The sequence below is a fragment of the Candidatus Tokpelaia sp. genome (assembly GCF_008636115.1).
Taxonomy (GTDB): Bacteria; Pseudomonadota; Alphaproteobacteria; order Rhizobiales; family Rhizobiaceae; genus QLZD01.
This window is the reverse complement of record NZ_QLZD01000020.1, coordinates 59,887-81,529: the sequence shown is the minus strand read 5'-3', so window position 1 is coordinate 81,529 and position 21,643 is coordinate 59,887. Positions and strand designations below refer to the sequence as shown.

20 protein-coding genes and 1 pseudogene are annotated in these 21,643 nt (G+C 50.5%); 11 read left to right on the top strand and 10 right to left on the bottom strand.

The features are described from left to right. Positions 1 to 240: 240 nt before the first annotated feature. On the bottom strand, positions 241 to 759 hold the full coding sequence (locus DPQ22_RS03100; RefSeq protein WP_150213122.1) for a YbjN domain-containing protein: 519 nt from the start codon (positions 757 to 759) through the stop codon (positions 241 to 243). Between the two features lie 478 nt (positions 760 to 1,237). Next, positions 1,238 to 1,495 carry an accessory factor UbiK family protein gene (locus tag DPQ22_RS03095; RefSeq protein WP_425305138.1) on the bottom strand — a complete coding sequence of 86 codons (258 nt, stop codon included), beginning with the start codon at positions 1,493 to 1,495 and terminating at the stop codon, positions 1,238 to 1,240. 261 nt (positions 1,496 to 1,756) lie between these two features. On the opposite strand from DPQ22_RS03095, the pseudogene lgt reads away from it, so the two are divergent. From lgt to DPQ22_RS03075, 4 genes and pseudogenes are all read left to right on the top strand, one after another. Further along, positions 1,757 to 2,590 (top strand): annotated as a pseudogene (gene lgt, locus DPQ22_RS03090) (prolipoprotein diacylglyceryl transferase); the annotation flags it as partial. A gap of 146 nt (positions 2,591 to 2,736) precedes the next feature. Then, a complete protein-coding gene (locus DPQ22_RS03085; protein WP_150213120.1) occupies positions 2,737 to 3,876 on the top strand; it encodes a class I SAM-dependent methyltransferase in 1,140 nt (379 codons plus the stop codon). A 23-nt stretch (positions 3,877 to 3,899) separates the two neighbouring features. Then, a complete protein-coding gene (pgeF, locus tag DPQ22_RS03080) occupies positions 3,900 to 4,727 on the top strand; it encodes a peptidoglycan editing factor PgeF (RefSeq protein ID WP_150213119.1) in 828 nt (275 codons plus the stop codon). Between the two features lie 202 nt (positions 4,728 to 4,929). Next, entirely contained in the window at positions 4,930 to 5,862 is a 933-nt protein-coding gene (locus DPQ22_RS03075; RefSeq protein WP_150213118.1) for a ribose-phosphate pyrophosphokinase, read from the top strand. Positions 5,863 to 5,872: 10 nt separating this feature from the next. Here DPQ22_RS03075 and DPQ22_RS03070 read toward each other — a convergent pair whose 3' ends face one another. Beyond that, entirely contained in the window at positions 5,873 to 6,901 is a 1,029-nt protein-coding gene (locus DPQ22_RS03070; RefSeq protein ID WP_150213117.1) for a DNA-methyltransferase, read from the bottom strand. Between the two features lie 55 nt (positions 6,902 to 6,956). Between DPQ22_RS03070 and DPQ22_RS03065 the strand changes: the two genes are divergently transcribed. Further along, on the top strand, positions 6,957 to 7,193 hold the full coding sequence (locus DPQ22_RS03065; protein ID WP_150213144.1) for a helix-turn-helix domain-containing protein: 237 nt from the start codon (positions 6,957 to 6,959) through the stop codon (positions 7,191 to 7,193). Continuing rightward, a complete protein-coding gene (locus DPQ22_RS03060) occupies positions 7,190 to 7,714 on the top strand; it encodes a restriction endonuclease (protein ID WP_150213116.1) in 525 nt (174 codons plus the stop codon). The genes DPQ22_RS03065 and DPQ22_RS03060 overlap by 4 nt, the downstream gene beginning before the upstream one ends. Positions 7,715 to 7,762: 48 nt before the next feature. Here the strand turns inward: DPQ22_RS03060 and DPQ22_RS03055 are convergent, their stop codons facing one another. After that, on the bottom strand, positions 7,763 to 9,364 hold the full coding sequence (locus DPQ22_RS03055) for an ATP-binding protein (RefSeq protein ID WP_150213115.1): 1,602 nt from the start codon (positions 9,362 to 9,364) through the stop codon (positions 7,763 to 7,765). Positions 9,365 to 9,776: 412 nt separating this feature from the next. Between DPQ22_RS03055 and DPQ22_RS03050 the strand changes: the two genes are divergently transcribed. From DPQ22_RS03050 to ychF, 3 genes are all read left to right on the top strand, one after another. Beyond that, entirely contained in the window at positions 9,777 to 10,418 is a 642-nt protein-coding gene (locus tag DPQ22_RS03050; RefSeq protein WP_150213114.1) for a 50S ribosomal protein L25/general stress protein Ctc, read from the top strand. Between the two features lie 95 nt (positions 10,419 to 10,513). Beyond that, complete coding sequence (gene pth / locus DPQ22_RS03045) at positions 10,514 to 11,149, top strand: aminoacyl-tRNA hydrolase (RefSeq protein WP_150213113.1); 636 nt, start codon at positions 10,514 to 10,516, stop codon at positions 11,147 to 11,149. Positions 11,150 to 11,240: 91 nt separating this feature from the next. Continuing rightward, positions 11,241 to 12,344, top strand: coding sequence for a redox-regulated ATPase YchF (ychF, locus tag DPQ22_RS03040; protein WP_150213112.1), 1,104 nt, complete (start codon positions 11,241 to 11,243; stop codon positions 12,342 to 12,344). Between the two features lie 357 nt (positions 12,345 to 12,701). Here the strand turns inward: ychF and DPQ22_RS03035 are convergent, their stop codons facing one another. The 3 genes from DPQ22_RS03035 to DPQ22_RS03025 form a co-directional block, all read right to left on the bottom strand. Continuing rightward, a complete protein-coding gene (locus tag DPQ22_RS03035; protein WP_150213111.1) occupies positions 12,702 to 13,505 on the bottom strand; it encodes a DUF6270 domain-containing protein in 804 nt (267 codons plus the stop codon). Positions 13,506 to 13,956: 451 nt separating this feature from the next. Then, on the bottom strand, positions 13,957 to 15,165 hold the full coding sequence (locus DPQ22_RS03030; protein WP_150213110.1) for a glycosyltransferase family 8 protein: 1,209 nt from the start codon (positions 15,163 to 15,165) through the stop codon (positions 13,957 to 13,959). 439 nt (positions 15,166 to 15,604) lie between these two features. Further along, the gene (locus tag DPQ22_RS03025; RefSeq protein WP_150213109.1) at positions 15,605 to 16,237 is read right to left on the bottom strand and encodes a BA14K family protein; all 633 of its coding nucleotides are present in this window, start codon (positions 16,235 to 16,237) and stop codon (positions 15,605 to 15,607) included. A 295-nt stretch (positions 16,238 to 16,532) separates the two neighbouring features. Between DPQ22_RS03025 and DPQ22_RS03020 the strand changes: the two genes are divergently transcribed. Both DPQ22_RS03020 and DPQ22_RS03015 read left to right on the top strand, forming a co-directional pair. Then, positions 16,533 to 17,630, top strand: a complete 1,098-nt coding sequence (locus DPQ22_RS03020) for a carboxynorspermidine decarboxylase (protein ID WP_150213143.1) — start codon at positions 16,533 to 16,535, stop codon at positions 17,628 to 17,630. Between the two features lie 140 nt (positions 17,631 to 17,770). After that, positions 17,771 to 19,021, top strand: coding sequence for a saccharopine dehydrogenase family protein (locus DPQ22_RS03015; RefSeq protein WP_150213108.1), 1,251 nt, complete (start codon positions 17,771 to 17,773; stop codon positions 19,019 to 19,021). Between the two features lie 99 nt (positions 19,022 to 19,120). Here the strand turns inward: DPQ22_RS03015 and DPQ22_RS03010 are convergent, their stop codons facing one another. The 3 genes from DPQ22_RS03010 to DPQ22_RS03000 form a co-directional block, all read right to left on the bottom strand. Further along, the gene (locus DPQ22_RS03010) at positions 19,121 to 20,083 is read right to left on the bottom strand and encodes an FRG domain-containing protein (protein ID WP_190323115.1); all 963 of its coding nucleotides are present in this window, start codon (positions 20,081 to 20,083) and stop codon (positions 19,121 to 19,123) included. A gap of 148 nt (positions 20,084 to 20,231) precedes the next feature. Beyond that, a complete protein-coding gene (locus DPQ22_RS03005; RefSeq protein WP_150213106.1) occupies positions 20,232 to 20,750 on the bottom strand; it encodes a phenolic acid decarboxylase in 519 nt (172 codons plus the stop codon). 595 nt (positions 20,751 to 21,345) lie between these two features. Continuing rightward, a complete protein-coding gene (locus DPQ22_RS03000) occupies positions 21,346 to 21,549 on the bottom strand; it encodes a hypothetical protein (protein WP_150213105.1) in 204 nt (67 codons plus the stop codon). Between the last annotated feature and the right edge of the window lie 94 nt (positions 21,550 to 21,643).

The window sequence follows — 21,643 nt, the reverse complement described above, 5'->3', positions numbered from 1 at the left end:
CGACCGTTTCTCGAAACCACGAGAAGCACTGCATACTGACCGGCCCGTTATAATACAGCACATCAGCCCGCAATTTTTCTGCCAGATGCTTGTCAGCCTCTTTGGCCGCCGAGAAAATAATATCATCACAAACGGCCATAAGCCCGCACCCCCGCTTTGCATCCCTGCCAAATATTCACATTTTTGACAGAAGCCTGTCTATGCTTTTCTTAAAACCGGCGCTGCCTGACCAGGCGGCTATCACGCATTACCCAAAGTTTCAAACAAAGCATGGCGCAGGGCTTCATCGGCCGAAAGCGTGGTTGCAACAATGCCGCGGCAAGCAGCATAATGCGCCTCGCAAGCGTCCAGCGCGGTCATCAGCAAAGTCTTGATTTGCGCATCTGTCGGGTGCAAACCGCCGCTTAACAGCAAGGTCTGCCGATACATAACCTGCTCTGTCTGCTGCCAGTAATCAAAATGGCCGAAAAGCAGTTTTTCATTGATAAGCGCTAACAGACGCACCAGCTCGGCCACGCGCATAAGCGGCACATTAATGTGAAAAGCGCAGGATAAATGCAATGTCTCATGCTCTTCCAGCCATGAAAAAGCAATATGATAATCTATCGCACTGCCCGCCACTGTCGCGGCGATTTCATCGCGCATAATGCGCTCAAAAGACCAGCCATGCCCATCTGCCAGTTGTTCAATCACATCAACAGGGTGCATATTGCGCCCACGCGCAGCGGCGCTGGTTTTTGCTCCAAAGGAGAACCCCATTTTCCACCTCAATCCGTTTTTTAGCATTCAGTTTTCAAAAAACCGCTTCTGCCGCCGGCCGCTCCTGCCTGCTGGGCACTGCCCCCACAGACTGCCGGCTTTAAAGCATGTCCTGCCCGTAACTGTGAATTTTTACCCGACTCCTGACGCTCGCGCCTTTTGCAAAACAGGCAGCGACAAACCATAGACTGCGCCCGGCAAAAACCGTCCCATAAACAGACATAAGCAAAGATAACACCCAAAGCCGCTTGTGCCGGCAAGGCTACAGGCGGCACGAATCATTTAATAGATTCAGTGTATTGATTGGGCAAATATATGCCAGCCCCCTTGATTCAAAAAAAACTGCAAAATAAAAAACAAGCCGGAATTTTGCCTCCGGCCTGTCGGTAACAGACTCTTATAATAAAGCTTTTCGGGTTTTCAACAGACAGCAAAAAGCAGGGGATTATTTTTCCGGATTGAATCCGGCGCTGCCGTTTTAATTTTTTTTCAGCGCCTCTTCCAGTTTTTCCACACGCGCGGCCAGTGCCTGCGCTTGCGCCCGCGCCTTTACGGCCATTTCCTTGACAATCTCAAATTCATCGCGGCGCACCAGATGCAGCTTGTTTAACAAAGCCTCCATTTGCGCCCGGGCGGCAGTTTCCACCTCACCGCGCATGCCTTTGGCAGCGCCCGCCGTATCCAGCATCAATCTGGCAAAATCATCAAGCAATTTATTGGGGCTGTTTGTCATCATATTTTCCTTTCCCTATTCTCTTTCCCGATATTTGGCCGGCCGGGCACTTTTGCAATATTGGCGCAGTGCAAAAACACTGCTTTGCCCACAGAAAGTGAGATTCCCTCTTCCTCTTTAACGGCAAAAATGCTCTAATAGCGGCAGCAGGGCTGTTTCAATTCCGTTCAGGCGGCTTTACCGGGATTTGAGCATATTTTTGCGGTGCGCGCAAATTATGCTCCCAGGTCGGGCAAGGTCGCAACAAAGCATAAGAGATAAATTATGGCTGTTCTGCCTGCCTGCCTGCCCTTCCCTGCTATCGACCCGGTGCTGCTGAAAATCGGGCCTTTAAGTGTGCATTGGTATGGCCTGGGCTATGTTATCGGTATTATTTTTGCCTGGTGGTATGGCAAAAGATTATTGGCGCGCCCCGGCCTGTGGCAGAATAATACCCCGCCGGGCAAACCGGATATACTTGATGATTTTATTTTGTGGGCGGCTTTGGGCATTATTATTGGCGGGCGGCTGGGTGAAGTGCTGTTTTACCACCCGGCAGAATATTTTGCCAATCCGCTGAGCATTTTTGCCGTATGGCGCGGCGGCATGGCCTTTCACGGCGGTTTTATCGGCACCTTAATAGCCATGTTGCTTTTTGCCTGGAAAAAATCAATCCCTGTCTGGAGCCTGTTTGATGTCGTTGCTGCCGGCGTGCCTTTGGGGCTGGGCCTCGTCCGCCTGTGCAATTTTATCAATGATGAATTATGGGGGCGGGCTGCTTATGGTGTGCCTTGGGCAGTCTGCTTCCCCGCCGCCCCGGCAGATGCCAATGGCAATCTTATCCCCCGCCACCCCAGCCAGCTTTATGAGGCAGGCCTGGAGGGTATTTTGCTGTTTATAGTGCTGGCAGTGTTGATTTTTGTCTTTAAAGCGCTGAAAAAGCCCGGTCTCATCGCCGGCAGTTTTACTCTGGGCTATGGCCTGTGCCGTATTATTGCCGAATTTTTTCGCGAACCGGGAATTTCGTTTAAAATCGGCAAATTTGATATGACAATGGGTATGGCTCTCTCTCTGCCAATGATTATTGCCGGGCTGGTGATTATTTTCTATGCGCTGCGCCGTTGCCGCCCCGATCAGGATAATAAAAATGACGGGAATAATGCGCATACACATGCCGCGCGGCCAAAGCGCAAAGCGGCAGCAAAGCCGGACAGGGCGGCAAGGAAAATAAAAACACGGCGAAACCGGCGGGCGGAGCCGGCATTATGAGCAATGCCGAGCACGCTGCAATTTTGCAGCAAAAAATAGCGCAGCGCATAGCGCGTGCCGGCTCTATCGACACGGCCGAATTTATGGCCATGACCATGGGCGACAAACAACACGGCTATTATGCTAACGCCGAGCCTTTCGGCCAAAAGGGAGATTTTATCACCGCGCCGGAAATCAGCCAGTTATTCGGCGAAATAATTGCTCTATGGGTTATTGCCGCCTGGCAGGCTTTGGGCTGTCCGGCCGCTTTTGTGCTGTGTGAGGCCGGGCCGGGGCGCGGCACATTAAGTGATGATATGTTACGCAGCCTGGCCAAAGCGGCGCCGGCCTGCGCCAGGGCTGCCAATATGGTGCTGATGGAAACCAGCCCGGCCCTGCGGCGCCGGCAACAGGAAAAACTGGCAAAACATGACAGGCCCTTGACCTGGGTGGAAGATTGCGCCGCTCTTGGCACTTATATAAAAGGCCGCCTCTCTCAGGCGCCGCTGATTTTTATTGCCAATGAGCTGCTTGATGTTTTGCCGGTGCGCCAATATCAAAAATCGGCGCAAGGCTGGCATGAAAGACGGATAAAGGCCGATAAAACCGGCAGGCTGCATTTTGTGCCGGGCCGGCCGCAGATTTTGCCGCTGCTCCCCCCGGATACGGCCTTTGCCCGGGCCTGCCGTGCGGCAAAGCCGGGCGCTATTATAGAAATTTCGCCTGCCCGCCAGGCTTTTGTGCAGGCTTTAAGCCGGCTGCTGGCGGCCAATCGCGGCGCGGCGCTACTGATAGATTACGGCTCGCTTGAGCATGGTTTCGGCGATACATTGCAGGCCGTGGCCAAACACCGCTTTGCCGCTGTGTTTGAGAATATCGGCACCAGCGATTTATCTTCCCATGTTGATTTTGCTGCCCTTATGGCTGCCGCGCAGGCAGAAAATTGCCGCGCCGCCGCCATGCCCCAAGGGGAATTTTTGTTGCAAATGGGGTTGCTGGAGCGCGCCGGCTGGCTGGGTGCCGATAAAGATGAAGCCTGCCGCCGGCAAATTATTGCCGATGTGGAGCGGCTGGCTGCCCCTGACCAAATGGGAGAGCTGTTCAAAATCTTGTGCATTGCCGATTTGGACACAATTATGCCGCCATTTGCGCCGTAAAAGACAGATACAGGGAGAGAGTCATGCCGCAGCGCTCGTTACAGCCGGTTCCTGCCCCGCTTTTGCAGCGGCAAACAGGTATAAAACACGGCTTTTTCACCCGTTGCGGCGGTGTTTCGAACGGTATTTATGCCAGCCTGAATGCCGGCCTGGGCTCTGGCGATACAGGCGCTGATATAATCGAGAACCGCCGCCGTGTGGCGGCCTGGTTTGATGTGCCGGCGGCGAGGTTGCTGACCCCGTCTCAATGCCATTCCAATAGTGCCGCAATAGTCACGGATCCGCTGCCGGGGCAGGCAGCAAAGGCCGATGCTTATGTGACCAATATATCCGGGCTGGCAATCGGCATTGTGACGGCGGATTGCGGCGCAGTGCTGCTGGCCGACCCGCAGGCGCGCATTATTGCCGCTGTCCATGCCGGCTGGAAGGGCGCGCTAAACGGTATTTTGCCCAATAGTATAGAGGCCATGCTCAAGCTTGGCGCCAGGGCAGAAAATATTCTGGCCGTTTCCGGCCCCGCTATCAGCCGGGAAAATTATGAGGTGGGAGAGGATTTCCGCCAGAATTTTCTGGCAAAAGACTTAGCCTATGCGCGTTATTTTACCCCGTGGCGCGGCAAAAAGCATACTCTGTCGGCCGGGCAGGAGCAGACAAATGCCGCCACTTATCATTGCGATTTGCGGCAATTTATCTGTGACCGGCTGCGCGAGGAAAATGTGCAGGTGGAAGATATGCCGCTGTGCACTTATGCTGATGCGGCGCGTTTTTTCTCGTTTCGCCGCGCTACGCATAAAGGAGAAGCGGATTACGGCCGGCAAATTTCGGCAATTTGTCTGACCGATAAAGGGTGAAAAACAGGGTAAAGAATAAAATATTTGTATTTTACCGGCAAAAAGCCGAAAAGCCGCTGAAAAACTTTATTTTTATGGCATAAGGGGCTTGAAATCCGGCGATAAAACGCTAAAACGGCGGCAAAAGCCTGCATCATGCGGCCGGGTTGAGCCAAGGCAGTGCGAGGCCCGAGCGCAGGGATCAAAATATTGGCGGTGTGTAATGAAACTTTTCTGCGGCAATTCCAACCCCAATCTGGCAAAAAATGTCGCCCGCTATCTTAATATTCCGCTAGGTCAGGCGATTGTGCGCCGCTTTGCCGATGACGAAATTTTTGTTGAAATTCAGGAAAATGTCCGCGGTGAAGATGTTTTTCTGCTGCAATCCACCTCACACCCGGCCAATGACCATTTAATGGAATTGCTGATTATGATTGACGCGCTCCGCCGCGCCTCTGCCCGGCGTATTACCGCGGTTATCCCCTATTTCGGCTATGCCAGGCAAGACAGAAAGCCCGGCCCGCGCACCCCTATTTCGGCCAAATTAGTGGCTAATCTGATCACAGAAGCCGGTGCCAGCCGCATTTTGACGCTGGATCTGCATGCCGGGCAGATACAGGGTTTTTTTGATATTCCGACCGATAATCTTTATGCCGTGCCGGTTATTAGTCGTGATATTCCGGCTCATTACAAAACGGATAATGTCATGGTAGTGTCGCCCGATGTCGGCGGGGTGGTGCGCGCCCGCTCACTGGCCAAGCGTATTGACGCCCTGCTGGCCATTGTTGATAAACGGCGTGAGCGCCCGGGCGAATCAGAGGTAATGAATATTATCGGCGATGTTGCCGGCAAGGATTGCCTGCTGTTTGACGATATTGTTGATTCCGCCGGCACATTATGCAATGCGGCAGAAGCGCTGCTTGCCGCCGGTGCCAAAAGCGTTACCGCTTATATCACCCATGGCGTGCTTTCCGGCGGGGCGGTTGAGCGTATCAGCCATTCCAAACTGAAAGAACTGGTGATAACCGATTCGATTCAGCCGCGTGATGATGTGAAAAAAGTAAAGAAAATCCGCATTCTGCCGATTGCCGATTTAATCGGCGAGGCCATTGCCCGCACCGCCGCCGAACAATCTGTCTCAAGCTTGTTTGATTGACTCCACCTATTTACAGAATATTAGGCAAATATTCTTGCTTCTCATCATATTTCTTATAACTTGCTTTATTCCTGTAGTTTTCCAGACTCGCATCACGGCCATCTAATATGCTTTCGTAGATATTCCTTAATTGTTTTTCGCCCAGGTTTTTAGCTGTGAATCTGAATATTGATGCAGCAGTATATTCAGGTGAAAGCTCAAAAGAAAGCCATCTGCGCTTTAGCCGTTCAGCCGCATAGCCCGTAGTATTAGATCCACCGAAAATATCTACAATCAAATCTCCGGGATCTGTTAACATTTTGATAAAAAACTCAGGAAATTTAGAAGGAAACCGAGCGGGGTGACCTTTAATACCAATTTTTTTGCAAGAAGAAAGATAGTCGCCATTAGATTCTGAATTTGGTATTTGCAATAAATTGGAAGGAATCGCTCCTCCATTATCCTTCCCAAAACTGCGATCGATGCTGTGCCCGGACGGTCTTACCCTCGGGGAAAAAAATTTATCAGGATCTTTAATAAGCTTTTTCATTCTGGCACTATAGGGAACTAATACGTTCGTAATATTAGCTTTAGGCCATTCTGTTTTACTAAACCACCACACTGTATTAATAGAGTCTTTTACTCTTATTTTTCTTTTATTTACCCATTCAATCGGGCTAGGCAATTTTGAAGGATTAAACCAATAAAAATCTTCTGCCAAATAAAAACCAATCTCGTCTATTAGCCTAAGCATAATGCGGAAATTATATGTACTCCTAACCGGAACTCCCTTGGCATATGCTCCGCCAAAGTCGACGACAAAGCTGCCATCTTTCTTCAATTTCCTGAAGGTCAATTCAGCAAATTTCATGAACCAATCGCCATATTGCTCCTGGCTGTAATTTCCATATTCTTTTTTTCTCTGCAATGCGAAAGGTGGACTTGTAATAACGAGATTCACGCTATTATCGGGCATCAAAGCCAGCATATCCAGTGAATCCGCAATATACATAGCCCCCAAGCTGGTACTATACGCGGGATTCTTATCGCCAAAAATCATAATTGCTACTCATTGTCTGTAGATTTATCGTCACCAAGATTGCATCACTTTGAGAATGAAGCAAGACAAAAATTATTTGACCGCAAGAAAAATTCTCTCTCACAACATTAAACGGTTGAGAGAAGAACGTGAATTGTCGCAGGAGAGCCTGGCAGATTTAGTGGGGTTGCATAGAACATATATAGGCTCGGTGGAAAGATGTGAACGAAATATTTCTATTGATAATATAGAGCGTATAGCTTCTGTCTTCGATGTTTCTCCAAGCTTTCTACTGGGGAATAACAATAAATGAATTTCAAATTTCACCCGGATTTGAAAGAGCTGCTTCATTTGTGGCCACAGATAGAGGCTTACCAAGACTTAGCGAATAAACATGGCATTCATGATATATTCCAAGATAACGGCGGCAAGCTCTTGCAAATATTGCTGTTGTTGAGCTTAGAGCAGCTTCCCGGACGTGAGGGAAATGATGCTCGTGATTCTTTAGGGACGGAGTTTGAATTAAAATCCGTTAATATGGAATTGACTAAAGGGTTCTCAACGCATCATCATATGAATCCAAAGATAATAGCAAAATATAGAAAGATTCCGTGGATATTCGCCCTCTATAATAACATAGTTATAAAATCAATATACCTGCTCTTGCCCTCAGGTCTGGAGTTTTTCTACGAAAAATGGGAAAAACAGTGGCATGATACAGGCAAAGACATAAATAATCCCAAAATACCAATCAAATACGTCTTGGAAAACGGTCATTTATTATGGGACAGCGCTTCAGAGCATAAATTGTTTTGGCCAAAACCGCCCAAATAAGTTTTTTGAGCATTATCTATTTTTAATTGAAGCTATAGCTACGACTTCTCATAGTGACGGTGATACAGCTTCTTCTATCATTTGTCCATTCTTAGCTTTCCCTTCTAGCTGCTCTCTTGTCTCTATTATATCCTCGGCTTCCGGGCGGCCGGAGGCGGTTTCAATCTGTAAATCGGGGAAAGTGATAATGCGCTTGCCGCTAAAATCAGTGCGCACAATAATCAGCCCGCGCTCTTCAAAATGCTTCAGCAGGCTTTGCACCCGCCGCGGTGATGATGTTCGGTAAAGCCGCGCCAGGGTAGCATCGCCCGGACACGGCGCCGCCAGCGCCGCTGCCTGCGCCAGCGCCAAAAAGACACTGCGCGCCTCAACCTCTTCATTGCTCAAATTTTCGGCCAGGCGGCAGGCTTGCGGCCACAGGGGCTGCGCCTCGGCTTCAGCGCCCACGCCGGCGCGGGCACAAGCCAGCAAGCAGCGAAATTCCGGCATAGAGGGCAGGCGTTCTTTTATCCGCTCTATCCGGCAGCGCACCTGAAAATCCTGATACAGCACTGCCACAGTTTGATAAAAAGCACGTCTATCGGCAAAAATATCACGCATAAGCCGCTGAAAAACAAGGCGCTTCTCTTCTTCCACCAGTTCCGGGAAAAGCGGCCTTTCCGCCCCCTCTGCCGCCGGCTCGCTTGCCGCCGCTCCGGCGGCTGCTACTTCCCGCAAAATATCCTCAGTCGGCCGCAGGGCCGGCGGGGACGGCGCCTGAGCAGGGCGCAAAACCGGCTCGGCCATAACCGGGGTGAAAATAAGCTGCTCCGCATCAGCCGGCGTTTCCGGCAGCGGCAGCAATTTCGGGCTGCCGGAACGGGCGGCCGTTTCTACCGCGCCGATTTTTATCGGCAAAGGCCGGCGCGACAAAGCCGGGCCAAGCGCAATAAAATGACCGCGGGCCAAATCGCGGAATATTTCTGCCTGGCGGCGCTCCATACCCAGCAAATCGGCGGCGCGCGCCATATCAATATCCAGAAATGTGCGCCCCATAAGAAAATTGGAAGCCTCAGCCGCCACATTTTTGGCCAGCTTGGCCAATCTTTGCGTGGCAATAATTCCGGCCAGGCCGCGCTTGCGCCCGCGGCACATGAGGTTAGTCATGGCGGAAAGCGATTGGCGGCGCGCTTCTTCTGAAACTTCTGCCGCGCCGGCCGGGGCAAAAAGCTGCGCTTCGTCAACCACTACCAGCAGCGGATACCAATAATCACGCTCGGCCTCAAACAGGCCGTTTAAAAAAGCGGCAGCAGCGCGCATTTGCGCATCGGCTTCCAATCCCTCCAGATTCAACACGCTTGAGACACGATGCTTGCGAATACGCGCGGCAAGGCGCGCCAGTTCTTCTGCCGTGCGCGCCGCCTCCACCACCACATGGCCGAATTTATCAGCCAGAGTTACAAAATCTCCCTCCGGATCTATCACACATTGCTGCACCCATTGCGCGCTTTGCTCAAGCAGGCGGCGCAGCAAATGCGATTTGCCGGAGCCGGAATTGCCTTGCACCAGCAGGCGGGTCGCCAGCAATTCCTCCAGATCCAGGCATGCAGCTTCTTCCCCGTTTGAAGCAATATTTTTAGCAACCAACCCCATGGAAATTGATATTTGCATCGCTGCCTCAAACAAGCAAACAGGCGCAAACAAGCGCAAATTACAGAAAAATTACCTGAAAAACTCCGCCTGGGCAGCAAGGCTGCCTCAGGCAGCGGCAGGGAGTAACAAATCTGTCTCTGTTTATAAAAGGAGCGCCGGCTGATTACAACTCTTGCCAAGCAGGCTTTTATGCTTTATAGACAAAAAACCTGCGCAGACACCCTTGGAGGCAGCGCGGGGAGGGCTGCGCAAATATTACGGGCGAAGTCGATTAGGTGACCTGCGTCCGGTGTTATAGTGTTAAAAGCGGTTTCGCCGCATTTTGCCTGCCAGTCCTCTAAATTTTGCCCTTGAACACAGCCGCCCGGCCTGCCGGTGCGTTGTTTGGGTTTTGGGCAAAATCTCCGCTGAAATTGGAAAGGATTTACTTATGAGCACGGAATTTACGCTCAAAGCAGAATCGCGCGACCGGGTTGGTAAGGGGTCCTCCCGTGTATTACGGCGCAAAGGGCAGATTCCCGCTATTATTTATGGCGAGAAGCAGTCGCCCGTGGCTATTGCCATTCCCCTTAAAGAGGCCTTTAGGCAAATTCTGGCCGGCAGCTTCCGCACCCGGGTGATAGTCGTTGACATAAATGGCGAAAAAATTCAGGTTCTGCCAAAAGATTATCAGCTTGATCCCGTGCGGGATACAGTGCTGCATATTGATTTTTTGCGGGTTTCAGAAAAATCTCTGGTCACTGTTGAAGTGCCGGTTCATTTCCTTAATGAAGAAAGCTGTGTCGGGCTGAAACAAGGTGGCGTGCTGAATATTGTGCGCCACGAAGTTGAGCTGATTGCCCCGGCAACTTCTATCCCCGAGGCTATCACCGTAGATATTCAGAAATTTGAAATCGGTGATTCCATTCATATTTCGGCAGCGCAACTGCCTGCCAATATTGAGCTGGTTATTCAGGATCGCGATTTTACTCTGGCTACTATCGCCGCCCCGGTTGAGGAAGAGGAAGCGCCGGCTACAGAAGCGGCAGCCGAGCCGGAAGCTAAAAAAGCCGAAGTCAAGAAAGACGCTTAAAACAGCGGCAGGGGGAAGCGATGGCCGCCTCCCCCTTTATTATGGCTGGGCAGTATTGTTCTGCAATTTTGCCCGGCAGCCATAGAGAGGCGGAAATGTTGGTCATTGCGGGGCTGGGGAATCCCGGCCGTGATTATGAAAATACCCGCCACAATATTGGTTTTATGGCGATAGATGCGATATATGCTCAAGGCAGCTTTTCGCCATGGCGGGCAAAATTTCATGCCCTGATTGCCGAAGGGGTGATACAGGGTAGAAAAGCCCTGCTGGTCAAGCCGCAAACTTATATGAATAATTCCGGTCAGGCTTTAGCTGCTATTTTGCAGTTTTACAAATTGCCGCCGGCCAGTCTTGTGGTTCTGCATGATGAGCTGGATCTTGCACCGGCAAAATTACGCATAAAAACCGGCGGCAGTGATGGCGGCCATAATGGCCTTAAATCTATTGATACGCATTGCGGCAAAGATTATTGTCGCATTCGCTTAGGCATTGGCCACCCGGGGCCAGGGAAAGAACTGGTTTATCAGCATGTTATGGGCAATTTCTCTAAAGCGGAGAAAATCTGGCTGGAGCCGCTATTGGCTGCTATTGGCCGGAATATCGGCCTGATTGCCAAGGGCGAGAGTAATGGCTTTATGAACAGGATCTTCACTGAGACGCACGGCAGCACTGCCGGCGATAAGCCTGCGGCCGATACAGCAGCAGCACCGGATAAATCGAGTAAGGCCTGAAGCAAAGCAGACAGGCTGCCTCCTTTGGCAGAGCCGTGCCGATAAATATCAGACGCAATAATACAGGCAGCAGCAAAACAGGGAAATTATTATGGGCTTTAAATGCGGTATTGTCGGTTTGCCCAATGTCGGCAAATCTACTCTTTTTAACGCATTGACAAAAACCGCTGCTGCGCAGGCGGCCAATTATCCTTTTTGCACGATTGAGCCTAATACGGGTGAAGTCGCTGTGCCGGATCAGCGTATGCAAAAAATCGCCGCTTTGGCCGGCTCAAAGGAAATTATCCCCACCCGGATCAATTTTGTTGATATTGCCGGGCTGGTGCGCGGTGCCTCGAAGGGAGAAGGTCTGGGCAACCAGTTCCTGGCCAATATTCGCGAGGTAGATGCTATTATTCATGTTCTGCGCTGCTTTGAGAATGATGATATTACCCATATTGAAGGGCGCATTAACCCGGTAGAAGATGCCGCTACGGTAGAGACTGAGCTGATGCTGGCTGATTTGGAAAGCCTGGAGCGGCGTACGGCCCAAACCGCCAAACGCGCTGCCGGCAAAGATAAAGAAGCACTGGCCGTTTTACCGGTGATGGAACAGGCCTTGCAACTCTTGCAGCAGGGCCGGCCGGTGCGTCTGGCTCTGCCTGAGCTGGAAACAAATGAAAAGCAGATTTTAAAAGAGCTTAATCTGCTCACCTCCAAACCGGTTCTTTATGTGTGCAATGTCGCGGAACAAGAGGCCGCGGCCGGCAATGCCATGAGCAAGGCGGTAGCAGCAATGGCTTTGGCCCAAGGGGCAGAAGCCGTCGTGATTTCTGCCGCTATTGAGGCAGAAGTGGCACAATTACCGGAAGAAGAGGCCAAAGACTATCTGGCTGCCATGGGGCTGCATGAAGCCGGCCTGGATCGCCTTATCCGCGCCGGCTATCATTTGCTCGATTTGATAACTTATTTCACCTGCGGGCCTAAGGAAACACGCGCCTGGACAATCCGGCGCGGCACCAAAGCGCCGCAGGCCGCCGGCGCCATTCATTCCGATTTTGAGCGCGGCTTTATTCGCGCCAATGTCATTGCCTATCAGGATTTTATCGCCCTTGGCGGGGAAACGGCAGCCAGAGAAGCCGGCAAAGCGCGTGATGAAGGCAAGGATTATAGCGTGCAGGACGGGGATATTATCCACTTCCGCCACAATGTTTGACCGGCCGGATAAGCTAAAAACAGGCGCGCAGGGCGCGGCTCAGGCCGGCTCGGCCTGCCCGCTTGCAAAAGCGGCAATATCCAAAGCATTCTTTCCGGCAGTAAAAGGCCGGCTCATTAAAAAGACCTTATTGCAACCGGCCGGCCGAATGATTTGCCGGGTGAGAAATTGCCGCACAATAAAATATATAATTTAATGCGGCAATACGGAAGCCGGGAGAAGTTTCACTCGGCGGCAAGGCAGATTACCGGAGCAAACCCTATCTCATGAGCGATCGCTCACTGCCGCAGTTGCGCCGCCGCTTGTACGATAGCGGCGGCGGCCGCTTTTTAGCCATATCTATATATCGATAAAAGCTTACATCGCCGTTGATGAGGCCGATTGCTCCGGCTGTGTCGGTAATTCCGGCAATTTGCGCCTGCGGCGCCATTTCTTCAGCTTGTGATAAACACTCTGCTCCAGCCATTCATAATATTGCGGTATATAATGATAAGCAATGCTGCCGCCCCATTTATGCTCCATAGCAATAATACGATATTTCTTCGGAACAGAAATTTTCTTGATATAACGAGGTGTCAGGCAGTAAAGCAAGGCCAGCCAAAGCTTTTGCTTCAGCAGCGGCAGGCTGGAACAATCCTGGCCTCTTTCATTATGCGTTGCCGGATAAATGAGCGGCAGGATAATAGGCACTTTTTTCTTTTTGGCAATTTTGACAATATTGCGCACACCTTTGCGCCACCATATCAGCCGGCGCAAACTGCACATGCCGATTTGCTCAGCTTTGCTTAACAGGTGGTTGGGTTGTGTTTTCTCTGCCAGATAATAAGGCCAGAAGGCTTCCGTCATTGCGGCGCGCCGCCCCTCCAGAGCAATCAAAGAGCGACACTCCCCCAGATAATCAATAATTATTGCGTCATAGCTGTTTTGGCGGAGGATAGGCCGCGCTTGTTTGTCCAGATCGCGGCAAGTGCTTTTTATCGACCATGCAGACTCTCCGTCAGCCTCAGCTAAGGCTTTAAGGCGTTGTTGATCAACAAAATGAAAGCGCCGATGCGCAAAAGCGCTGCTAAAGGCTGTTCGCCCAATATGCGCAACCACCTCAAACCGACCCAGATGGAAGGTATCGCCGATAACACAACCGCCAAACAATATTACTTTCATTGTCCTCCTCAGCCCAACGCCCTGCAATCGCTCAACATAAGCGCCTGCTTTTTCATTTTCTCTGATGATTTTTCGTCTATAATTTTAAAGCCCTCATTTGAGAGCCTTGCGAACCGCCTTTATAAGCGCTTCGAACGGTTTTAACAAGTTTGTCTGCCGTGCATAAATGACCCTTTATCGCCAAACCGGAATCCTGAAACCGTGCAGCAAAACCTCTAAAACCTTTTGCCCGGCTATAGCGCGCGCTCAGGCCTTTCAGGCCGGCCTCGCCCCCGGCCGGCAGCCTGTTCACGGCAAAGCAGCTTCGCCTCTACCCGCTCACAGGGCGCGGCTCAGGCCGGCTGCCCGGGTTGAGCCGCCTCTTGGCTGCCGGGCGGCTGCCCCTGCCGGCATTATTTCAGACCCGGCCGGCACAGGTATAACCGGACGGCACAGGTATAATAAGTGCGGCTTAATCCGCCCGCGCCCGGCGGCGGAAGAGCCTGAAGCCAAGCAGATAAAATAATTTATCCTGTTTTTTGCTATCCAGCTTTTCAGTGGCCACGGCCAGTCCGAAAAGGAAATATTTTTTCTTTTTCGGAGAAATTTTCACCCGCCAGACAGGCCAGCCTAGAAAAGAACAGCCATATTGATTGGCCTTGGCATTCAAGCCGGCTTTATTGAGCTGCGCCTCCTGCAAAAACCGCCCATAGCCGGCAGTCTTGCGGGCATAAGCCCACCATAAAGCATTTTGCCCCTGCGTCTTCGGCGGTTTGTGCCACGGCTTTACCGCACCGACAAAGTGATATAAAGCGATTGCTTTATCTTTGTCTGCTATTGTTTCAGCCGCAGAGCGGTTTAAATTACAATAATAATTCCACTCTGACCCAATATAGCGGATTTTATCCTTGCAGATAAAATTTATAATATCCTGATCATGCCGCCTGAAATTCTGCCTGGCCAAAATGGCCAGGCATTGTTCCACCAGGCTGCGCTCGCGCCATATTTTACTGTTAAAAACCAGCAGGCCGGAATTGATATAGGCCTGGTCATCGCGCAGGCCCAGCTTTTTCCGATAATAATTTTTAACACCGGCGCGCTTGCGGCGCTCTTTTTCTATATTTGTGTCAACCACCCCGGCAATATAATCTTCACCCAGCGCGATAGACAGCAAACCGGCCGGGTCGCGGTTAAAAATCACATCAATATCAGTGTAAATTATTTTATCATATTGGCTGCATAATTGCGGGATAAGCAGCCGCCCATAAGCAGCGGGCGAAAGATGCTGCCCCTCTGTAACATTAAAGGCAGTGTGATAATGCTGTAGCCAGGCAGAAATATCGCATATTTGCAGCTGAAAATTTTTATGCGGCGCCAACTGCCGGGCCAAAGCGCTTAAATCAGCCTGTTTTATCCCGCAATCAAAAATAATAATATGATAATTATGCTCCGGCGCCGCATTATCCAGCAAAGATTGCGCAATAACCGTGAGATAAGGGCCATAATCGGCATCGGCACAAAAAACCAGCGGCACGGCAAGCGGCTTTTCCTTGTGCCGGGCGGGCTTGCCTGCTCCCTCTTCCCGGATAGCAGCCTTACCTTTTTTTCCGGCAGCAGCCTGCCTGCCCGTTTTATGGCCGGATACTGGCAAAGCGGGGTGCGGCTCCTGTTTGTCTTCCATAAAGCTGCCCCGAAACAATACAATAACAATCCGGCGGATAAATCCGCCTTTATCTATCTAAGCTATTTTAGGCCAAAAAGCAAATAAACAAGTATAATAGAGCAAGCCGCTATGCTGCCGGATTTGCTATAATAGCGGCATTGAGCCCGGATCCGGGGCGGTATTTTCCGCCTTTTGCAAGGCTGTCTGACAAGTTTCCCTTACCTTTCTTTACAGCTCTTCAATGCGGGCCAATAGCCGCTTGCGGCGGCAAAAGCGGAGCTATAATCCGGCACAGATTTTAAAAAAGCAGGGCGAGATTAACTGCCGGCATCGCCGCGCGCGGCACAAGAGCAAAAATGGCGGCGGCAGGCAAAAACAGCGGGGCGGATTGGACAGGCTGGCCTGCGGCGGCGCCTTGCAAGTGAAAACAGCGAGGCAGTGCTGTTATCATGCACTCTCATTCCATATAGGGGGAAAGGCAAACGCGTCTTCTGCCGGCAGTAATAGTGTAGCTATTATCGTCTGGCCGATAATTTGGGTAATGCCCGGCGCACCATGCTTTATGCGCTGTGGTTAAAACAGGGGCGGCAGAAGAGCGTTGCGCCCCTGCCCGGCCGCCTTTGGGCTTTTTGCCTGCCGGTGCAGTTTTTACCGGTTTGCCGGGCCTTTGCATAAATGGCGCAACAGAGCTTTTTGGCGCAAAAGCCGCCCGCGGATACCACCAGCCGTCCCCGGCGCTTTTATAACCCGGGCGGTGATAGCGATAGCCTTTATAGCCGTTTAAAATACCGCGCGCATTGCCTTCTGCCCCGGCCAGTATTTTCCTCTTGCCGGCTGGGGCGGCACTGTCCGCGCCGTTTGTTGCCCCGGCCAATGGCGGAACAGAAGGTGCTTTTGCCGCCGCAGCGCCGGAAACCGGCTCTACCCTGTCAGCAGGCACTATAATATTTTTTGCCGGATAAGGTGCCACAGTTTTTTGCCCGATTTTATCCTTTATATCGGCAAAGCCGTAAGCCGCGCCGATAATAACGGCAAAAACAGCACCACATAAAGCGAACAAGGCCAAAAAACCGGATTGTCTGCTGCGCATGGTTTCACCCTGCCGTTAATCTATAGTAAACTCTATTGGGAAATTTTACCGGAAACCATTATCGCTAATTATTGTTTAACAAAATTATTAACATAATATAAAAATTATATCTGAATTGTCGCTTTGTCATAAAATATTCCGGCAAAGACCGGCGGAGAAAAATGCGCAAAGCGCCTTTGCCTCCCCTCTTGTATTGCCACGGTTTTTATGTTTTATCAGCGCCGTGCAGGGTCAAAGGCGGGGGCAACAGGCGCGGCCTGATTTATTGTCAAAAGTGAAGAGAAGCGGCATGGCGATGCTCCCTACCCCTTATTATCTGATTGATAAAGCGAAATTGCGGCATAATATGGAAATTATGGCGCGTTTGCGGGCGCATTCAGGCGCCAAAACGCTGCTGGCTCTCAAAGGCTTTGCCGCCCATGCGCTGTTTGACTTTATGCGCCCTTATATGGACGGCACAACCTCTTCCTCCCTGTTTGAGCTGCGGCTGGGGCATGAAAAATTCGGCAAGGAAAGCCATGCTTATTCTGTCGCCTGGGGGAAAGAGGAAATAGAAGAAGCCCTTGTCTATGCCGACAAAATTATTTTTAACTCAATAAGTCAGTTGCAGCAGTTTGAGCGGCAAAGCCGCGGCTGCCCGCGCGGCCTGCGCCTTAATCCGCATATTAGCTATTCACATTTTGACCTCGCTGATCCGGCGCGCCCTTTCAGCCGCCTGGGCGAAAGTGAGGCCGAAAAAATAGAGCCGTATTTAGACCGGATTAGCGGTTTTATGCTGCATTATAATTGCGAAAATGATGATTTTGCTGCTTTTGACCGCCAGCTTGGTGAAATTGAGGCGCGCTATAGCCGGCTGTTTGCGCAAGTGGAATGGATAAGCCTTGGCGGCGGCCTGCATTTTACCGGTGATAATTACCCGCTCGATAAATTTGCCGGCCGGCTGAAACATTTTGCCCAAAGCCACGGTGTGCAGGTTTATCTGGAGCCGGGAGAAGCCGCAGTCAACAACAGCGCCACATTGGAAACGCGTGTTTTGGACAGTTTCAATAATGGCAAAAATATCGCTATTCTTGATGCCTCGGTTGAGGCGCATATGCTTGATTTGCTTATTTACCGCCAGCAGGCGACAATTTTGCCCAATTCAGGCGCGCATGAAATTATGCTATGCGGCAAATCCTGCCTGGCGGGCGATATTTTCGGCACGTTTCGCTTTGAAAAACTGTTAAAGACGGGGGATCCTGTCTCGCTGGGCAATGCCGCGGCCTATACAATGGTGAAGAAAAACTGGTTTAACGGCGTGGCCATGCCGGCAATAGCGGTCAGGGAGCTTGACGGCAGCATAAGGCTGATACGTCGCTTCACTTATGAAGATTACCGCAACAGCCTGTCATAAATACCGGCAGGCCAAGGCCGCAGCAGAGTTGCAGAAAAGGGCAAAACACCCTAGATTAAGCAGCGCGCGGCGCGGCCGCTTTATATAAACCAACTTATGGTGGCACATTGACAAAATAAAATACAGGAGACAGACCGGGAATGAAAAAAAATGTTCTGATTATCGGTGCGGGGGGGGTAGCACAGGTTGTCGCTCATAAATGTGCGCAGAATAATGATATTCTCGGCAGTCTTCATATCGCCTCCAGAACCATGGCTAAATGTGAGGCAATTATAGCCTCGGTACGCGCCAGAAATTCCATGAAAACAGCGGGAGAGTTCACCGCCTATGCGCTCGACGCCATGAATGTGGCGGCAACAACAGCCTTGATTGAAAAAACAGGGGCGCAAATTGTCATCAATGTCGGCTCTTCCTTTTTGAATATGAGCGTGCTGAGCGCCTGTATCAATGCCAAAGCAGCCTATATTGACACGGCTATTCACGAAGATCCGCTGAAAATCTGCGAAACCCCGCCCTGGTATGGCAATTATGAATGGCGCCGCCGGCAGGAATGCGCGCGCGCCGGTATCACCGCCGTTTTAGGCGCCGGTTTTGACCCGGGCATCGTCAATGCCTATGCGGCGCTGGCGCGTGATGATTATTTTGCCAAAATGAACAGTATTGATATTATCGATATCAATGCCGGCAATCATAAACGCTGGTTTGCCACGAATTTTGACCCGGAAATCAATTTTCGTGAATTTACCGGGCAGGTTTATTCCTGGCAAAAAGGCGCCTGGGCCAGCAATCAAATGTTTGAGGTGAAAAAGGAATGGGATTTGCCGGTTGTCGGCAAATATGCCACTTATATGACCGGCCATGATGAAATTCATTCCCTTTCCCGCACTATGGCGGCGCATGGCAATCCTGATATTCGCTTCTGGATGAGTTTTGGCGCGCGCTATATCACCGTCTTCACTGTGTTGAAAAAGCTCGGCCTGTTATCAGAACAACCGGTTAAAACCGCTGAAGGACAAGAAATAGTGCCGCTGAAAGTGGTAAAAGCCGTGCTGCCCGACCCGGCGGCGCTGGCGCCGGAATATACGGGCAAAACCTGCATTGGCGACTGGATTAAAGGCATCGGCAAAAACGGCCGGCCGCGGGAGATTTTTCTCTATAATATTGCCGATCATGAGGCCGCTTATACTGAAACCGGGGCGCAAGGCATATCTTATACGGCCGGAGTGCCGGCAGCAGCAGCGGCAATATTGATAGCCCAGGGCGATTGGGATATTAAAACCATGGCCAATATTGAAGAATTGCCCCCCCGCCCGTTTCTGGCGCTCAATGATAAAATGGGCCTGCCCACCTGGCTGAAAGAAGGCGAAAAAATAGAAAAATTGAAATTTTAACAAACAGGCTGTGCCCCTGCCTTATAGTGCTATTGGGCAAAGGGGCGGAAGCCTTGACACAGCACGAAATAAGGGTGTTAGCTAGCGCTCTGCGCTGTGTTACATTTGTTGATAGGCATTTTTCAGATAATTGGCGGCGTGCTCTATTTCAGGGAAGAGCGTCATTTCGTTAATCTGCAAAGCGTCCAGCTCTTGCAGAATTTTTTGCTTATCGCCCGCTTCAATGAGAAAGCTGTCATAGCTTATTTTGTCTGCTCCCTTTCCTTTATCCCCTTCATTTTCCAAAATTTTTGTATATTCCCGGGCAAAAGCCGAAACCAGAAAACCGCCGGCCTGCGCGCGAATACGCGGGTTGGAATAAAGCGGCCGGACAAAAAAAGCCCGCCTTAAATGATGCCGCTTGATTTTCGGCGCAAAACCCGGGCTTTCCCGCCGGATAGCATAAATAAGCCGGTTATAGGCAAAAGCCCCCTTACCGGGGTTACGCTGTTCGAAATCCTGCTGCAAAGCGTTAAAAGCCGTGTCATCTTTACTGTGTTCATCAAGCCATTTTTTATCGTCAGCGTTGAGATAAGCCAGATTACAAATAAGCCGCAGCCTGTCGCTTTCCGCATTCAGGATTTTGCTGTCCAGGGCACAAAAAACATGCACTCTGCCTTCCTGGCCTTCATTGCCGCCACAGGCAAAATACAGCGCAACCAGCGGGTTTTGCGTTACATCGAGCAGCCGTGTCGGCAGGCCATAATGCTGCGCCCGCAAAATGCGCTCAAACGCCGTTTTATCCTGGCGGAATTCATCATGATAGGCGGCGGCAAGGCTTTCCAGCAGCTTCTTTTCCGCCTCTTCATCGTATAAATCATTACTCTCCCCATTTTTTCGGAACAAAGCCGGCGCCGGCGTGTAGCCCGAATCATTTTCCCCGCGATAAAAGAAAAATTTATCTTCCTTCCCGGCTGTTGGGTAATATTCTTTAAGTCCCTTCTCAAGCTCAGGGCGCAACCCCGCAAGTTTTTGCAAATAATCCTGCACGCTGTCAGTATATTCCTCTTCACCCTCAGCCATAAACTTACCCTTTGACAATGGCCAATATGCCTCATAATAAAGCATTATAGCTCTTCCGGCTCAATAGCCAAACTCGCCTCCGGCGCCAAACACCTTGCCCTGTAAGGCGAAATATATTGCTGTGTGCCCCCCCCCTGTTTCTACATCTCTAATTCCTTCTATCAGCATAGGCCGGCGGCAGTGCCGCGGGCGGGCAGTCAATAATTGTTTCATCATCAAGGCCGCAATCTTCTACAAAGACGATATTTGCCCATTCATTAAGGATAAAATGCGGGTAAGTCGGCCCTGCCTCACGATAAGATTGCATGAGATCCAAATGGTCATTTTGAAAGCAGATTGTCTTTTGCGGCTGCTCTTTAACCCAGCGGGGAAAGCAGGCAAAACTATGGATTTTACGCACGTCTAAATTGATAAACTGGCAAACCATGGTTCCTGTCGGTTCCACCCAGCTTAGATGAAACATATTTTCTGCCAGCAAAGCCAGATAAACCGGCTGATTACGCACAAAGCGCCCAGCGGCTATGCCGCTGTGAACACGATAATCAATAATATTGCGGTTTTTAATATAGGCCTCATATTGCCAGCCATTAGCGTAAATGTGGAAAAAATGCCTGCCGACAAGCCCTGCCGAATTCTGAACATGCCCGCTCTCTTTATGCTTGTCCATAAATCGCTCCTTATAGCGCCCCTTTGCCTGCTCCAACCTCATTATCGGCAATAATTTCATAAAAATTGCCGATTTGTATCAAAATAAACCATTATAACAAGAGCAGAATGATTTTTGCCTGTTTTATCCCCATGTGGGAATAAAAAGCTTAAAAAAGCCTTAAACCTTATAAGTGCCAAGTAAAAGAAAATAAGGCTAAATAAAGGCAAATAAAAATCTCTATTTTAGTGAAATTTTGTCTTGCACGAATTATAACAGGCTGTTATATTACCGATTGTAAATTTTCGTGAGAATAGTTATCAGACAGGAGAGAAGCTATGTATGATATTGTCAAAACTGCCCTTGCTTATTGCTTCGTCATTGTGTCGCTCAACGCCGCTGTTGCCGCCATTGTCCTCACAGGCCTGGGGCAATAGCCTCTCTGTTTTTGTCACTTCAGTCCGGTCGCCGGTAGGCGCTTTTATATTTCTGCTATTTTATAGATTTGCCTTTACAGGCAATATTCGGTAGTGGCCTATGCGGCGTGTCTCCGCCTGTGCCGGCAAATTCCTGCCTTAAACCGGCCGTAGAGTCTCGCATTTAAGCAATGGCGGCTTTACCGCCAGATAATTGCAACTGCCTTACAAGCGGCGCTATCTGCAATGGCAATATTCTTGCCGGCAGTCATATCGCGCATTGCGGCGGCCTCATAAACATTATTGTCTGCAATAATGTTGGCAATGCTGTTTGTTGCGATTACCGGCAGCGCTGCCTGCCGTATCTGCCCTGCAATATTATGCTCCTCAAAGCAATACGGCATGGGCAAAGCGAAGCCGATTCTCCCGAAAATTTTACTTTTTTACAGAAATTTTACCGGATTTTTTAAATAAAAGGCAGGTTTTACGCTTTATAAA

Excerpts from the sequence above, each read along its gene's own strand:
- DPQ22_RS03060 (WP_150213116.1), top strand. The coding sequence starts at position 7,190 with ATGAATTTCAAATTTCACCCGGATTTGAAAGAGCTGCTTCATTTGTGG.
- DPQ22_RS03020 (WP_150213143.1), top strand. The coding sequence starts at position 16,533 with ATGCTCCCTACCCCTTATTATCTGATTGATAAAGCGAAATTGCGGCAT.
- ychF (WP_150213112.1), top strand. The coding sequence starts at position 11,241 with ATGGGCTTTAAATGCGGTATTGTCGGTTTGCCCAATGTCGGCAAATCT.
- DPQ22_RS03100 (WP_150213122.1), bottom strand. The coding sequence starts at position 759 with ATGGGGTTCTCCTTTGGAGCAAAAACCAGCGCCGCTGCGCGTGGGCGC.
- DPQ22_RS03095 (WP_425305138.1), bottom strand. The coding sequence starts at position 1,495 with ATGATGACAAACAGCCCCAATAAATTGCTTGATGATTTTGCCAGATTG.
- DPQ22_RS03075 (WP_150213118.1), top strand. The coding sequence starts at position 4,930 with ATGAAACTTTTCTGCGGCAATTCCAACCCCAATCTGGCAAAAAATGTC.
- DPQ22_RS03025 (WP_150213109.1), bottom strand. The coding sequence starts at position 16,237 with ATGCGCAGCAGACAATCCGGTTTTTTGGCCTTGTTCGCTTTATGTGGT.
- DPQ22_RS03030 (WP_150213110.1), bottom strand. The coding sequence starts at position 15,165 with ATGGAAGACAAACAGGAGCCGCACCCCGCTTTGCCAGTATCCGGCCAT.
- DPQ22_RS03050 (WP_150213114.1), top strand. The coding sequence starts at position 9,777 with ATGAGCACGGAATTTACGCTCAAAGCAGAATCGCGCGACCGGGTTGGT.
- DPQ22_RS03015 (WP_150213108.1), top strand. The coding sequence starts at position 17,771 with ATGAAAAAAAATGTTCTGATTATCGGTGCGGGGGGGGTAGCACAGGTT.
- DPQ22_RS03070 (WP_150213117.1), bottom strand. The coding sequence starts at position 6,901 with ATGATTTTTGGCGATAAGAATCCCGCGTATAGTACCAGCTTGGGGGCT.
- pgeF (WP_150213119.1), top strand. The coding sequence starts at position 3,900 with ATGCCGCAGCGCTCGTTACAGCCGGTTCCTGCCCCGCTTTTGCAGCGG.
- DPQ22_RS03005 (WP_150213106.1), bottom strand. The coding sequence starts at position 20,750 with ATGGACAAGCATAAAGAGAGCGGGCATGTTCAGAATTCGGCAGGGCTT.
- DPQ22_RS03000 (WP_150213105.1), bottom strand. The coding sequence starts at position 21,549 with ATGCCGTATTGCTTTGAGGAGCATAATATTGCAGGGCAGATACGGCAG.
- DPQ22_RS03055 (WP_150213115.1), bottom strand. The coding sequence starts at position 9,364 with ATGCAAATATCAATTTCCATGGGGTTGGTTGCTAAAAATATTGCTTCA.
- DPQ22_RS03010 (WP_190323115.1), bottom strand. The coding sequence starts at position 20,083 with ATGGCTGAGGGTGAAGAGGAATATACTGACAGCGTGCAGGATTATTTG.
- DPQ22_RS03035 (WP_150213111.1), bottom strand. The coding sequence starts at position 13,505 with ATGAAAGTAATATTGTTTGGCGGTTGTGTTATCGGCGATACCTTCCAT.
- pth (WP_150213113.1), top strand. The coding sequence starts at position 10,514 with ATGTTGGTCATTGCGGGGCTGGGGAATCCCGGCCGTGATTATGAAAAT.
- DPQ22_RS03085 (WP_150213120.1), top strand. The coding sequence starts at position 2,737 with ATGAGCAATGCCGAGCACGCTGCAATTTTGCAGCAAAAAATAGCGCAG.
- DPQ22_RS03065 (WP_150213144.1), top strand. The coding sequence starts at position 6,957 with ATGAAGCAAGACAAAAATTATTTGACCGCAAGAAAAATTCTCTCTCAC.